Origin of the sequence: Desulfonema magnum (assembly GCF_017377395.1) — a bacterium.
Taxonomy (GTDB): domain Bacteria; phylum Desulfobacterota; class Desulfobacteria; order Desulfobacterales; family 4be13; genus Desulfonema_C; species Desulfonema_C magnum.
The window spans coordinates 4,774,560-4,787,561 of record NZ_CP061800.1; the positions used below are offsets into that span (position 1 = coordinate 4,774,560).

11 protein-coding genes and 1 riboswitch are annotated in these 13,002 nt (G+C 46.1%); of the genes, 5 read left to right on the plus strand and 6 right to left on the minus strand.

Going from position 1 to position 13,002, the window contains the following annotated elements; translation table 11 throughout:
• Positions 1-97 precede the first annotated feature (97 nt).
• The gene (locus tag dnm_RS18355) at positions 98-2,038 is read right to left on the minus strand and encodes an ASKHA domain-containing protein (RefSeq protein ID WP_207678357.1); all 1,941 of its coding nucleotides are present in this window, start codon (positions 2,036-2,038) and stop codon (positions 98-100) included.
• Positions 2,039-2,576: 538 nt separating this feature from the next.
• A riboswitch (cobalamin riboswitch) is annotated at positions 2,577-2,763 on the minus strand.
• Between the two features lie 888 nt (positions 2,764-3,651).
• Between dnm_RS18355 and dnm_RS18360 the strand changes: the two genes are divergently transcribed.
• Entirely contained in the window at positions 3,652-4,479 is an 828-nt protein-coding gene (locus dnm_RS18360) for a UPF0236 family transposase-like protein (protein WP_207678358.1), read from the plus strand.
• 430 nt (positions 4,480-4,909) lie between these two features.
• Entirely contained in the window at positions 4,910-5,152 is a 243-nt protein-coding gene (locus dnm_RS18365; protein WP_207678359.1) for a hypothetical protein, read from the plus strand.
• Between the two features lie 259 nt (positions 5,153-5,411).
• Here dnm_RS18365 and dnm_RS18370 read toward each other — a convergent pair whose 3' ends face one another.
• A complete protein-coding gene (locus dnm_RS18370; protein ID WP_207678360.1) occupies positions 5,412-6,572 on the minus strand; it encodes a transposase in 1,161 nt (386 codons plus the stop codon).
• A gap of 403 nt (positions 6,573-6,975) precedes the next feature.
• Here dnm_RS18370 and dnm_RS18375 point away from each other — a divergent pair, with 403 nt between their 5' ends.
• Both dnm_RS18375 and dnm_RS18380 read left to right on the plus strand, forming a co-directional pair.
• Complete coding sequence (locus tag dnm_RS18375) at positions 6,976-9,492, plus strand: fibronectin type III domain-containing protein (protein ID WP_207678361.1); 2,517 nt, start codon at positions 6,976-6,978, stop codon at positions 9,490-9,492.
• Positions 9,493-9,639: 147 nt separating this feature from the next.
• Positions 9,640-9,852 carry a hypothetical protein gene (locus dnm_RS18380; protein WP_207678362.1) on the plus strand — a complete coding sequence of 71 codons (213 nt, stop codon included), beginning with the start codon at positions 9,640-9,642 and terminating at the stop codon, positions 9,850-9,852.
• Between the two features lie 493 nt (positions 9,853-10,345).
• Here the strand turns inward: dnm_RS18380 and dnm_RS18385 are convergent, their stop codons facing one another.
• The 4 genes from dnm_RS18385 to dnm_RS18400 all read right to left on the minus strand — a co-directional run bounded on the left by dnm_RS18385 (position 10,346) and on the right by dnm_RS18400 (position 11,902).
• Positions 10,346-10,639, minus strand: coding sequence for an addiction module antidote protein (locus tag dnm_RS18385; RefSeq protein ID WP_207678363.1), 294 nt, complete (start codon positions 10,637-10,639; stop codon positions 10,346-10,348).
• 17 nt (positions 10,640-10,656) lie between these two features.
• Positions 10,657-10,947 (minus strand): type II toxin-antitoxin system RelE/ParE family toxin, encoded by a 291-nt coding sequence (locus dnm_RS18390; protein ID WP_207678364.1) that lies wholly within the window; start codon positions 10,945-10,947, stop codon positions 10,657-10,659.
• A gap of 266 nt (positions 10,948-11,213) precedes the next feature.
• A complete protein-coding gene (locus dnm_RS18395; RefSeq protein WP_207678365.1) occupies positions 11,214-11,495 on the minus strand; it encodes a hypothetical protein in 282 nt (93 codons plus the stop codon).
• A gap of 116 nt (positions 11,496-11,611) precedes the next feature.
• Complete coding sequence (locus tag dnm_RS18400; RefSeq protein ID WP_207678366.1) at positions 11,612-11,902, minus strand: hypothetical protein; 291 nt, start codon at positions 11,900-11,902, stop codon at positions 11,612-11,614.
• Positions 11,903-12,100: 198 nt separating this feature from the next.
• On the opposite strand from dnm_RS18400, the gene dnm_RS18405 reads away from it, so the two are divergent.
• The gene (locus dnm_RS18405; RefSeq protein WP_207678367.1) at positions 12,101-12,955 is read left to right on the plus strand and encodes a hypothetical protein; all 855 of its coding nucleotides are present in this window, start codon (positions 12,101-12,103) and stop codon (positions 12,953-12,955) included.
• Positions 12,956-13,002: the final 47 nt, after the last annotated feature.

The following is a 13,002-nucleotide window of genomic DNA, read 5'->3' on the forward strand; positions in this document are numbered from 1 at the left end:
ATAAAAGCAAGCTTCACTACAAGAATTTAATAAAATTCCTGCCTGATAATTATCAATAAATTCAGACAATCGAAAAAATTTGCTTATCAGATATCAGTTATTGCGCACGGTTTTCCAAACGTGCTTTCAGTTTTGGGAATTTGGCTATATCTGTATGGGGCAGAAAAAGGGCTGCCACATAATGATCCATATAAGACCGGGTTTCCGACAACTCGAAATTGGTCATTTTCCGAGTAACCTCTGTCACATCCGAGCGAATATGATTGCTTAACGCGCTCATTCTTGCGCCCATCAGAGAACTGTTTCCGATAAATGTGATCTTATCCGGGTCCATTTCAGGCAACAGCCCGATAGTCATGGATTTTTCCAGGTCAACATAGCTTCCGAACCCTCCGGCCAGGATAATCCGCTCGACCATGTCAATGTCCATGCCCACCTCATCTAATAAGGTCTGGCATCCGCTGTAGATGGCCCCCTTGGCCCGAATAAGATTCTCAATATCAACCTCTGTGATCACGATGTCCCTGTCAATCTGAGTGTCTTCCTGCCACACCACCACATATTCCCATATTCCGTCAGTCTGACGGATGCGGGACGTGTCCAGATCGCGATTGAATTTTCCCTGGCTGTCAAGGATTCCCATCTCAAACATTGTAGCAACCATGATGATCAGGCCGGACCCGCAGATTCCCTTAGCCCTGACATTTCCGATGGTAATGTTCATTGGTTCAAGCGTCAGCGGATTGATGGAAAAATCCTCAATCGCGCCTTTAGCCGCCCGCATACCAAACTGAATTCCGCCGCCTTCAAAAGCGGGTCCCGCGGAACATGCCGCACATGCCAGCCAGTCTTTGTTTCCGATCACGATCTCGGCGTTGGTGCCGATATCCATAAAAAGCGTGAGTTCTTCGTTACGATACATGCCTGATCCCATGACGCCTGCCACGATATCACCCCCCACATAACTGGAGATTTGGGGATAAACAAGGGCAGCCGCGTGTTCTCCCACATCCAGCCCCAGACTGGCCGCATTGATCGGCGGATAAATGGTCGCTGCCGGCACATATGGAGAACGCCGCATATATCGGGGATTGACTTTGAGAAGAAGCTGAGTCATGGTGGTATTTCCCGCCAGCGTGACAGAGGATATCTCGTCACGTTCAACACGGGCTTTTCTGATAATCTTTTTAATGATTTTGTTCATCGTGCCGACCACCACGTCATGCAGTTTTTCCAGACCCCCCGACTTTTCCGCATACACGATACGGGTGATAACATCTTCCCCATAGCTGATCTGACCGTTAAAATCAGCGGCTTCGGCCAGGGACTCGCCTGTTTTCAGATCAATCAGCTGCCCATAGATGGTGGTCGTACCGATATCTATGGCAATGGCATAGTTACGCTCTGTGGTATCTCCCGGCTCTATGCGGATAATGTGGGACTTCCGTCCCTTTTGGACAGGACGGACCAGGGTGGCTGTCACTCTGAAATTATCTTTTCTCATGATATCCGGAAGTTGTCGGATAACCGGCAGACTCACCACCAGCCGATGCTCATCGTGGTTCAGTTTCAGAAAGCTGACCAGTCTTGAGGTGTCCGGCAAATTATCTTGGACGCTCGGCTCCGGGAGTTCCAGGTATATCTTTTCCACTGGCGGTATGAAAAGTCCCTGCTCCTTCAGATCTTCAAAATTCGGTTGTACGATTTGTGCAGTTCGTCTCGCGGTGCGCTGCATATTCAGCACACTGGCATCCACTTCCGACTCCACCGGCACACGCACGGTGACGTCACCCCGAATGATCGCCTTACAGGCCAGACGGTATCCTTTTTCAAGATCATCGTCATTCAGCTTTTCAGTAATGCCTTCGTCAACATTTCCTTCTTCGATGATGACGCGGCATTTTCCGCATACGCCCTCACCGCCACACGACGCGTTAATGTGAACGCCGGCTTCCATGGCTGCGCGAATCAGGGTCTGACCATCAGGAACTGTTATTTCCTGATTATGAGGAAGAAAAAGAATTTTATGTGTTTTCATGATATTTCCCCTTTGATCTGTTACTAATGGATAAAAAAGGTGTCAGGTGTCTCAGGTGTCAGGTGTTAAGACGATTTCCGACAAAAAATATACCCGACATGTTTATTTTTGAAAATCGCCTAAGAAGAACAAAAAATACAGGAAAGTCAGATAAGATTTTGATTTTTCTTATCTGACTTTCCCGTAATTATGGCAAATTTTTATAATTTCCTATAGTAAAAACAAATCTGTAAGTTCCGAACACCTTATATCTAACACACTTAACACCCTGATACTAACACCTTAAAAAAAATCCGCTGCTTGTTTCCCGAAGCCCTGATTCCAAGTCTGGGTGAGGTATCAGAGAAAATTCCCCCGGCGGGAGACGCACCGGGAAAGTCGAATCTTTTCTCTGATACCATTCAGATAAATTCTCCGCCGGTATTCAGAGAACAAAAAAAGCCCTTCAAGCCTTAAAAAAGCCTGAAGGGCTGCACCCAGTTTACTTGACCCTTTTTCTTCATTTAAGCGCAACAGTTCTGTTACCACGCAGAAAATTGTTGTCAGTCTTTTCAAGGCAGGTCTTCTGACTCCCGGTTCATCCTAATCTCCGCACCTTCCCATCCGGCTGACACCGGACAGTGGCATATTGCGGATTTCGTCCCCGGTCACAGCGGCGGGACCGTTCCTGATTTTCACAGGATTCCCTATTAAGCCATAACAGCACCCTTTAGAATTTAAAATAGCTATCAGACACCATTATTTTTGTCAAGAAAAAATTTTAAGCTATATCTCTCAAAAGAAATAACCGTTCAGGATGACTTATAAAAAAGGAGTTTTTTCACAACAAAGTATGAAAAATTTCGACCTGTCCGGTTACAATTTTTGTAGGGTGGGCGGAACGAAGCGGAACCCACCGTTTTCTGAATTTCGGTGGGTTTCGCTTCCATAGGTGTAAAGTTAAGGAACGGATAAATTGGGTTTATATCTTTGTATAACAGTGGGTTATATCTGACAAAAAATGAAAAAAAACTGATTTTCGCCAGTTCGGGGGAAATTATATAGGCTGAAATCACAGTATTTTTCAGCCCGTCCGGTTTCCCGGCCGGTGCTGCCGGTTCCGAAAAATCCTTTGTCCGTAAGGCCGGATATGAGATAAGTACCCGATCAGAAGTTTTTTATACATCTTTTTTTCTGTGAACGGCGGAGAAACCCGGCTTTTTCCTTCAGGGACGTCGGATTATTCCGGGAAAAAAGCCGGGTTTCTTTCCCATGCAAATATCAAAAACTTATGGTTAGGTACTTAGATATCCGTAACCTGTTGAAAAATAATGGTTTTACGATTCGATCTTTTCCTCCGAAATCAGCCGGAAACGGCTGTTTTTTTCATTTTTTATCGAGACATAATCTGCTGTTATAAAAGCATATTACATTCATTTCCCAGAAGCTTGACTTTACACCTATGCGCCTGACCCGCCCGTTTTCTCAGTCTGTCGAAGTTGGTTGCAGAGGTTATTCTCTGCCTTTGCAGCGCCGGATAACAGATTTCGGAGCCGATGTTCCCTTCGGGAAGGTTTCCCGGGAAACTTGAAGAACACTGCGGAATAAGCGTTCCTCACAGTGCTGCCCGTGATATGACGGAAAAACATGCGAAAGAAATAAAGGATAATGAGAGACTGCGGAGCGTAATTCCCGCGGATTCTGTAGTTGAATACGTTATTGCCGAAACGGACGGTACGATGATTCCCATAGCTGATATAAGAGATGAAGTAACCGGGGGAGATATGGCTGACAGGCGCAGGACCCGGAAAGGCCGGTGGAAAGAGGCCCGGCTGACTCTTACCCGCCCCGAAGGTTCTGTGAATCCGTTTTTCGGATGCACTCCCGGCAGTCCCGATGAGGCAGGGGGTCATTTGCTGAACTGTGCGATCCGTTCAGGTCCCGGGCAGAATACAAAAGTGCATTGTGTCGGAGACGGTGCGCCATGGGTTGCCGGTCAGGCTGACCAGGTGTTCGGTGAGCAATCCGGATTTCTCATTGATTTTTATCATCTTTGCGATTATTTATCTTCCGCATTGAAAATCTGCGCTCCTGATGATTATGCGAACTTCTCTGACAGACAGAAACAGCTTATGAAAGAAAATCAGGTGTCAGTCGTACCTGAAGAACTGAGACCGCATATTGAACCTGACTCCGTACCTGATGAAAAGGCTCCCGTCAGATGCTGCCACCGGTATGTCAGAAACCGTCCGGGACAGTCTGATTACAAAGGTGCTTCGGAGAACGGTCTGCCGACCGGCCCGGGCGAAATTGAAAGTGCCCACCGGTATATTATACAAAAGCGACTGAAAATTGCGGGAGTCTGGTGGAAAGAAGACAACGCACAGAACATAATTTCTTTAAGAGTGTTACGCGCAAACGGAGATTGGGAAGACTATTGGAAAAATAAGAAAGCGGCATGAATAAAGAAACTAACACTTTTAATTACGCCCGAATTACTAGGATTATGATTTTTATCTTGATTTCCTGTAAAAGCCATGTTATTAATTTTTTTAGTTTCTGAAAATCAATTTTTATTATAAAATTAAAAAGCTTATTATAACCTCTTTTAATAAAAACTCAGAATATATACTACTGTTATTTGTCAAATGCAAGAAAAAAATGAACTGTGTTGTTTTTTATGGTAAAATCATAACAAATTCCATATTTTTCTGCACAAATAAAAAGTTCGGAGAGCAATATGCTCTGATCCAAAATGATCTGGTTAAATGATGAAATCAAGACTGACTTTGAAACCGGGCCGGAAGGGAACCAAAAAACTGGTCAGTCAGTCAGTATGGGAATCGTCCTGTTTGTGTAAGATATCGGTATGACGAAGTAAGAAAAAGGCGATTGAAAACTGTTGAGCTGATTGTTGAGGAAACTGAATGGAATCCCGGCAATTGTATTCCCGGGGATACAATTGCCGGTATCCGGGTGAGGCCGGAAGAAACTCAGTTGCAGTCCAAAATAAAAAAAGCGGGCGGAAAATGGGACCGGGAGAAAGGATTATGGGGAATTCGTTATGACAAAGTTTTGGAACCTGGGATTGAAGAACGCATGATGAAAGATGAGGACATGCGGAATTTAAGGTAAGGGAAATGTCCGGAAGGAAGTGAAAGCATATATATGTATATCTGATAATTCCGAAATGCTTTTATTTCTTTGATACTGTAATATTAGGAAAAAACTGCAAATGAAAATGTTCACGAATAATGTTTCCGAAACCTTTGTTCCTGCCGGCCTCTGCTTTTTTCGCACACTCGGAATTTTAAATAATATTCCGGGCTCATCAGAGAAACTGAGAGATTATGTCCGGCCGGTAATTTAAAACAAGGCATATTGTAATAACTCGTTATGTGTTTAAAATGGGAAGACAGAAATGGTTACGGAGAATAGCTTCGAGATCGCATTCCCTTCTGATTTTTCGCATGATCTCCGTGACGGACATTTTCAAAAAGGGCTTCCTCATACTGAGCCTTGTCGCAAGTATATATGCGATTACCTTTATTAACAGGGCCGCATGCAGGCCGTCACCCTGAAGGCGCATGGCCTTTATCCCGAGTACCGACTTGAGGATTTTCCAGAAACACTCGATAATATGGTGCTGCTTCCATATATGCCAGATTTCAGCGCCGCGCAGGGGAACCGGGCTGAAATCCATGAGATAATAAGTACGCGTGGAGCTTTTTCGGAAAAAGAAAAGAATGACACACCCGAAGGTCGGGCTGAAAGCAGCGGTTCTCAGGGAGGGAACATCGATTCCCCACTGATCTCTGATCAGTCCGAGCGTTTTTTTCCATGAAGAGGCTTTCTGTTTTGCCTTGCCGATTGTAAAAGTATAATTGCCCTTGCCCGCGATGATAATTTTTTCAAATCCCAGGGCGCGGAGCCGCTTTTTCAGATCGTCGGATGCGAACCATGAGTCAAAAGTGAGGGGGAAGGCGGTCAGATCAATACCTTCCCTGGAAAATTCCTCTTTAAGCCGTGTCAGCATGGAGATCAGAAGAGCCGGCTTGTCAGTGTTGGCCCGACCCTGTTTGGAACAGAAAAGCAGATGCAGAGGAAAGGCAATGCCGCCGATCGTCATCACAATTCCCATCAGATCGTTGCCGCTGACCACTTTTTTGCAACGGCCGCTGTACCAGCTCCATGTGCAGCGGAGCAGTTTTCCCAGACGCTCGATCACGCTGTTGTCAAATGTCAGAGTTATACCGGCCCGGGATATGGTCGCATCACTTTTTTCCAAGAGAGGCCCGAGTTCCTCGGCAGCCTGCCTTACCATAAAACGGACAAGCATTTCTCTGAGATAGTAAATGCTCCACCCTTCTATGGCTCTGTAAAGGCCCTGATGGGGAATGTCCAGAAAATCGGCAAGCTGTTTCGGATTGTAAAACCCGAAAAAATGAGCTGTCGCCAGAAACATGAGAGTTTCAAAGGCAATGCGTTTATCCTGACGGAACTCTCTGCTGAATATGACAAAGAACCATTTTAATTCTTTATTTAAATCCGACATAAGATTATCCTCCTTTTGTTTTTGTATGACAGTTTTTATCTAAGATAATCTTTAAATGGTAATCAGTCAATTTTTCCGAATATCCCGGAACATTATTCAGAATTCCGGGTATGCGGAAAAATCTGAATCCGGCAGGCGCAAAGGCTTCGGAAATATTATTCGTGAGCATTTTCATTTGCCTTTTTTGTTCTAAGCAAAACCTGTCAACGGGATACAATCATTTCGGAATTATCAGTATCATAATTATCCGGTCAGGGCAATCTGAATTTTTATATATGAACAAGTATCAAAAATATGAATATAATTCATTGCTACCTTTGCAGGACTACCCAAAATTTTAACCAGAAAAAATTTTTATGGACAACGAGCTGTCTATAAAAAAGAAGAGAAAGGAGAGAGATTCATGCGTTCCAAACTTATATTTTTTGCCCTTATTATTTGTTTGTGTGCCGCGGGTCTGAACACCTCCCACGCGGGATGGGTCGGAACCTGCGTCGGATCAGGAATCAGCATTTCCTGTGCCTGCCCTTCCGAGGACATAGACGACCAGAGCGACGGATATTATACTTTAACGCCCGAGGGGCTGTCGGATTGCTTTGGCATGAGTCAGGCGGACATGGATGCGGAATGTGAGACGGGGTGTTACTTATGTCAGTCCGTGGTCTGCGACGATCCCCCCGCGGATCCTTCGGGACTGACAGCATCGGCGGTTTCCGAGACAGAGATCACCCTGTCATGGACGGACAACAGCGATGATGAGACCGGTTTCAAAATTTACCGGGGCGGTGAGCTGATCACCACCGCGGCGGCCAATGCCACAAGCCACGGCGACACGGGCCTCACCTGTGGCACGAATTATGATTATCAGGTCATTGCCACAAATGACGCGGGCGATTCCTCCCCGGTCAGCGCAAGCGGATCCACCTTTCCCTGTCCTCCTTCGGGACTGACGGCCCAGGCGGTTTCCGAGACAGAGATCACCCTGTCATGGACAGACAACAGCGACGATGAGACCGGTTTCAAGATTTACCGGGGCGATGAGCTGATCACCACCGCGGCAACCGGTGCGACAAGTTACAATGACACGGGGCTTGCCTGCGGCACGGGCTATGATTATCAGGTGGTTGCCACAAATGATGTGGGGGATTCTTCCGGTGCCAGCGCAAGCGGGATCACGGCTGCCTGTCCTGCGTCCCCGTCCGCTCCTTCGGATCTGACGGCCCAGGCCGTTTCCGAGACAGAGATCACCCTGTCATGGACAGACAACAGCGACGATGAGACCGGTTTCAAGATTTACCGGGGCGGTGAGCTGATCACCACCGCGGCAACCGGTGCGACAAGTTACAATGACACGGGGCTTGCCTGCGGCACGGGCTATGATTATCAGGTGGTTGCCACAAATGATGTGGACGATTCCTCCGCTGTCAGTGCGAGCGGATCCACAGCAAACTGCGGTTCGGACACGCCTTCCGGAATGACTTCCGTATATATGGGAGGGCAGGATAGATTCTATGTGGACATGAATGGCATCGAAGGCATACAGGAAGAGAGCGACCCGTTTGCAAAATTGTTTTGGGTCAGGTTGGAGAATGCCGGAGACGACAGCGGCAAATACGCTCTGATTGCGAGAGGATACAAAGAGTTGAAAAAGGGAGATTTTGATACTGTTTTGGTCCTGGACGGCGATGTTGACGGTGACGGAAAATTTCACATCCATGAATCCGACAGAGATGTGACCTACTTGGATGATGACAACAATGAGATGACTATCAAAACATTTTGGGAGCATATCGGTGAGGAGGGATCGCGTTCCAATTGTAGCGGATATTTGCATTCTGCTGTTTTGGATATGTCCGACAGTGAAAATCCTTTTTCCGGATACAACAAGTACATCGTCAGAATTGAACATGGCGCAACCATGGGAGAGAACATCATAGAAGCCGGCATTACCATTGAATACAATGATGAGGGATACGCGGATACGATAACGTATAATGGCGGGGGTCTCATCGGCAATGTTCTGACGAACATCGGCCAGAACTTCATTACAGAATATGTGGAGAAAGATGGAAAAAAGACAGCCATCACCCATCAATTCAGTGTGAAAGGCAATATATGCAAGCTCCATATCCCTCTGGCAGACGACGGCGCCTTCAATATAACTGACGGCCTGCCTGACGGGCTGACCATTAAAGGCAGTATGCAGCCAAGGCGCGACCCGGATTCGTTTCCGGCATGGCTGCCCGGCACTGCCGGTTCGCTACAAATAGATATCCAGCCTGAGACGGCGATGAACAGCGGTGCCAAATGGCAGGTGGATGGCGGAGAATGGCAGGAAAGCAGCACCATTGTCACAGGTCTGAGAGAGGGAGTCCATACAGTCACTTTCAGCCGCTTGTCCGGGTGGTTCAAGCCAGCGGACCAGACCGTGAGCATCACCGCCGGAGAAACATCAGTTCTCACCGGCACATACCAGGTTGCCCAGGGATCCGGTTCGCTGACCGTTGAAATTCACCCCTCACAGGCTGACAGCGCCGGGGCGATGTGGAATCTGGATGACGGAGAATGGCAGGAGAGCGGGCACATGGTGTCCAATCTGGATGCAGGCGATTATGTCGTAAATTTCAAGAAAATTTCCGGATGGCTCACACCTGAATCCGTTCCTGCGGCCGTAAACGATGCCGGAGACGAAATTGTCACAGGAAATTATCTGCTTTATGGCGATGCGGACGGAAACGGGGAGATCAGCCTCGGTGACATGGTTGTCATTCAGAAAGTGCTTGTGGGCATGAAGCCTGATCTTCCGGAAAGACTTGAGGTGGCGGATGTCTCGTCTGATGGGGTTCTTGGTATGACAGATTCTTTCATTATCCTTCAATATATACTGGGTATGAAATCATCGTTGGAACCGGCAAAGTAACATATTGTAAAAATTTTCCGGAGTGCCAGACTTACAGTTTGGCGGAGACATCTTATATAGCTTTTAAGAAAAACTTTTTCCGGAATTTTGACAATCTTTTTGTTAAAAGCTATAAATTACAAAAGCTCCGTTTCTGAGGAATTTAAAATGAAAATTCGACTTGGTATCAAGACCTTTGTTGTATTGTTTGTATCTTATCTGATCATAAGGATCCTTTACGACCGTATCGTGTTCGGTTATTTTGATCTTCGCGTCTGGGCATTACTGGAACTTCTGGTGATACCGGCCGGTCTTACTCTGTTGTTTTTGACACTCGGACGGATCGTAAGATTGCATGTCAGCCATGGACAAGACAGATAGTTCTGAACACTCCGACGGAATTTTACACGAGGCACTTCCCTTTTTGATCTTGTTGCAGGGGAACCCAAAAAGACCCGCCATTCCGCTCTCCCTTTGTCATTCCTTCCCTCTTTCTTGTCATTCCCGATAAAACAGGAATCCACAGTCAGTAGATCGAAAACTCATCGGAAATCCGCCCGGGATTGGCAAATCCCGGACATCTCCGGCGGATTTGCCAATCCCCCGGGAGCATTTCGGGGGGTTTTCGATCTACTGACAGTTTCATTCTGCCGACATTCCATGAAAAAGTTCGTAGTACCGCCTTCAGGCGGTCTGTTTTGTCAGGTTAATCATCTGATTTCACAGATACCACCTGAAGGCTGGGTACTACGAACTCTGCTAAATTTTTCAGAGGTTTTCGATCTACTGAATGATGATTTCCGCATTTCTGCCAAGCATGTTTTTGAATTCAGACAGATATGACATATCTGAATCTATCTGTTAATAAAATCAGTTATGCGCATCTGGCAGTTGCATGGAGCCGAATACCTGATGCCTTTATAATTCTAAGAACTGTCGCAAATTCGGGGCTGCCTTCAGGTGACAGGATTTTAAAAAGATTGTCGCTTTCAATGCCGGATTCCCTGGCGACTTGCGCGATTCCCCTTGCGCGCGCAATGTCGCCCAGAACAGCTGTGATCAGCGCAGAATCACCCTCTTCAAGCGCGGCTTCAAGATAAGCTGCCATGTCATCCGCTGTTCTGAGATGATCTGCCGCATTCCAGGGCTTGGTCTGAATCTTTCCCATAATAATCTCCTTGTATTCTAAAGTTCTCGCGCCGGACGCAGGGCTTTTTTGATGTCCCGGGACTGGGTGCGCTTGTCACCTCCGGCAAGCAGAATCACAAGCATCTGCCCGTGCCGAGTGAAATACACCCGGCAGCCGGGTCCGTAATCAATCCGTAGTTCCGAGACACCTCCGCCCACAGCTTTTACATCTCCGGGGTTGCCCAGCGACAAGCGGCGGATACGGACATCAATGCGCGCCCTCGCCTGCGGATCACGCAAATTGCCGAACCACTTGCTGTAATCTTCAGTTTGACGAATTTCAATCATAATCAAAACTTTATAAGAATGGAAGCGTCCTGCACAATACAGCAAGCCAGAATATTCGTATCAAGCCCTAACATGAGCCGCCTCCTCTGCTGTGGATTGCCGCTTTCATTTCCTCAAGTGTTACGGGCACTGAAGGTTGTTTCAGAAATGCCTCCGGATCGGGAATATCCCGGGTTGCCTAACCGTCCGGCTCAATAGCAATGACAATCTCCGCATTTTTTCCGATCTGACTGAAAAATACCTGATTTTTATGAGGAAGTCAAGTGTTATGTACAACCTGTGGCATCGGACAGCCACGAAGACACCAAGTCACAAAGCCCCACGAAGATTCTTTGTGGTTCTTTATGTTTCCGTGTCTTCGTGGCATTCCAGTTCCGCCGGACAGCCACGAAGCCACAAAGGCACGAAGCCTCACGAAGATTCTTTGTGGCATTCCGGCTCTGCCCGGTATATTTCTTAATATTATTTTGTGGGAAATCAGAAAGTGTGATGAAAAAATTTAATAATAAAAATAAATAATTGTATCCGAACCAACAGGTTTTCCCCATATGTTTTCCCATATGTTTTCCATCATTGACAGATATCTCCCACGATTTTATAATAAATCAACAAATGGGACGAAGGACGGCTTTGAAAGGCTGCTGAAAAAATTTTGGGCAATGTCTCAGTGCCGGACAGCACGCCCCTGAACTCTGACCGTCTCATTCTGAGCGAGAACAAAGCTGCCCCGGAAGAACATAAGCCCTTCGAGAGAATATGCGGAAGATCGGAAAAAGTTGAGAAAAGAGTGATATCCGTTTCCACCGAGGCCCCAGAACCGGCAAAAAGAAGATATGCCGATGATCTCATCAGCCCCCATAAATCCCAATACAATCATACAGAACAGCAACCAGGTGCTGTTTCGGGAAAAAGCATCACGAAAAGAATACAACGCCTTATAAATATAGGTAAGCATACGGACATCCTTTTTAATTATGTTTTCAACAAAAAGGTCCATACACTTTTTTTTAAATGAGTGTAACCAAAATAAAACCTGCATTATTTGCCTGAATTATATAATTATATTTAAATTGTCATTATGCTGGAAAATGGGATTGTTTTCTGATATATCTGCCCTCTGATAAATTAAAATTCAGAATCGGAGGAAAAATATATGACAGTTATTAATTTGCCCGGCGTGACTGATCAGGCGGAACAGCCGTCTGATGTTGAAAAATATATAGACGATTGTAAAACAAAATTCAATCAGATTCTGCTCGAAGTTCTGAACGGGAAGGATCAGGAAGCCCATCATATGGAAGCGGCTATTTTCAGAAGTCTGCTTGAAATGGGACTTCTTTTGTTAAAGCTGTTTTTTGCCAACCATAATCAGGGGGATTATGGAAAAACAATGGAGACAGCCCTGGGAACAGCCGGGAGAGGCAGAAAGAGTGAGAAGACATATTTCTCAGTTTTCGGGAAGCTGAAAGTGATTCGTTACCTATATTATGTGGGCGATGAGACATTCGCCCCTTTGGACATTATACTGAATCTGCCTGTACGATGCTATTCTTACTTTTTGTCAGAAATGACAGATTTGCTGAATATCAGAGATGCTTATTCGGAAGGAGTCAGTTTTCTGAAAAAATTTTTCGGGATACAGCTTTCTGTTTCAGCTTCTGAAACAATTTCCGCTGAAAGTTCGGAACTTTACGAGAAACACTATGATCTGAGAAATACGCTCCCGAAAGCGGCTGAGGCAGGAGAATACACGGCAGTCAGTTTTGACGGGAAAGGGGTTCCGATGATTAAGAAAGAAGCTGCAAAGATTACAGGCAGGCAGGGGAAAGGAAAGAAAAAGCAGAAGAAGAAAAAGGCCCCGGTGGGAGCCAGATACGATATTAACGCAACTCCCCGGACTGCCGAAGAAGTTGCCGGCAACCTGGTTTATCCTGGGGTGATGAAAATGTCACAAACCGGGCTGACAATTGCGATCCCATTTTTATTCCGCAAATTTTTTATGACTTAAAAATCAGGCAGTCAAAAAATGCGGGGAACAAAAACGGGATCAGCTTT

Coding starts and splice junctions, on each gene's coding strand:
- dnm_RS18355 (WP_207678357.1), bottom strand. CDS start 2,038: ATGAAAACACATAAAATTCTTTTTCTTCCTCATAATCAGGAAATAACA.
- dnm_RS18360 (WP_207678358.1), top strand. CDS start 3,652: ATGACGGAAAAACATGCGAAAGAAATAAAGGATAATGAGAGACTGCGG.
- dnm_RS18370 (WP_207678360.1), bottom strand. CDS start 6,572: ATGTCGGATTTAAATAAAGAATTAAAATGGTTCTTTGTCATATTCAGC.
- dnm_RS18375 (WP_207678361.1), top strand. CDS start 6,976: ATGCGTTCCAAACTTATATTTTTTGCCCTTATTATTTGTTTGTGTGCC.
- dnm_RS18380 (WP_207678362.1), top strand. CDS start 9,640: ATGAAAATTCGACTTGGTATCAAGACCTTTGTTGTATTGTTTGTATCT.
- dnm_RS18385 (WP_207678363.1), bottom strand. CDS start 10,639: ATGGGAAAGATTCAGACCAAGCCCTGGAATGCGGCAGATCATCTCAGA.
- dnm_RS18390 (WP_207678364.1), bottom strand. CDS start 10,947: ATGATTGAAATTCGTCAAACTGAAGATTACAGCAAGTGGTTCGGCAAT.
- dnm_RS18395 (WP_207678365.1), bottom strand. CDS start 11,495: ATGGGGAAAACCTGTTGGTTCGGATACAATTATTTATTTTTATTATTA.
- dnm_RS18400 (WP_207678366.1), bottom strand. CDS start 11,902: ATGCTTACCTATATTTATAAGGCGTTGTATTCTTTTCGTGATGCTTTT.
- dnm_RS18405 (WP_207678367.1), top strand. CDS start 12,101: ATGACAGTTATTAATTTGCCCGGCGTGACTGATCAGGCGGAACAGCCG.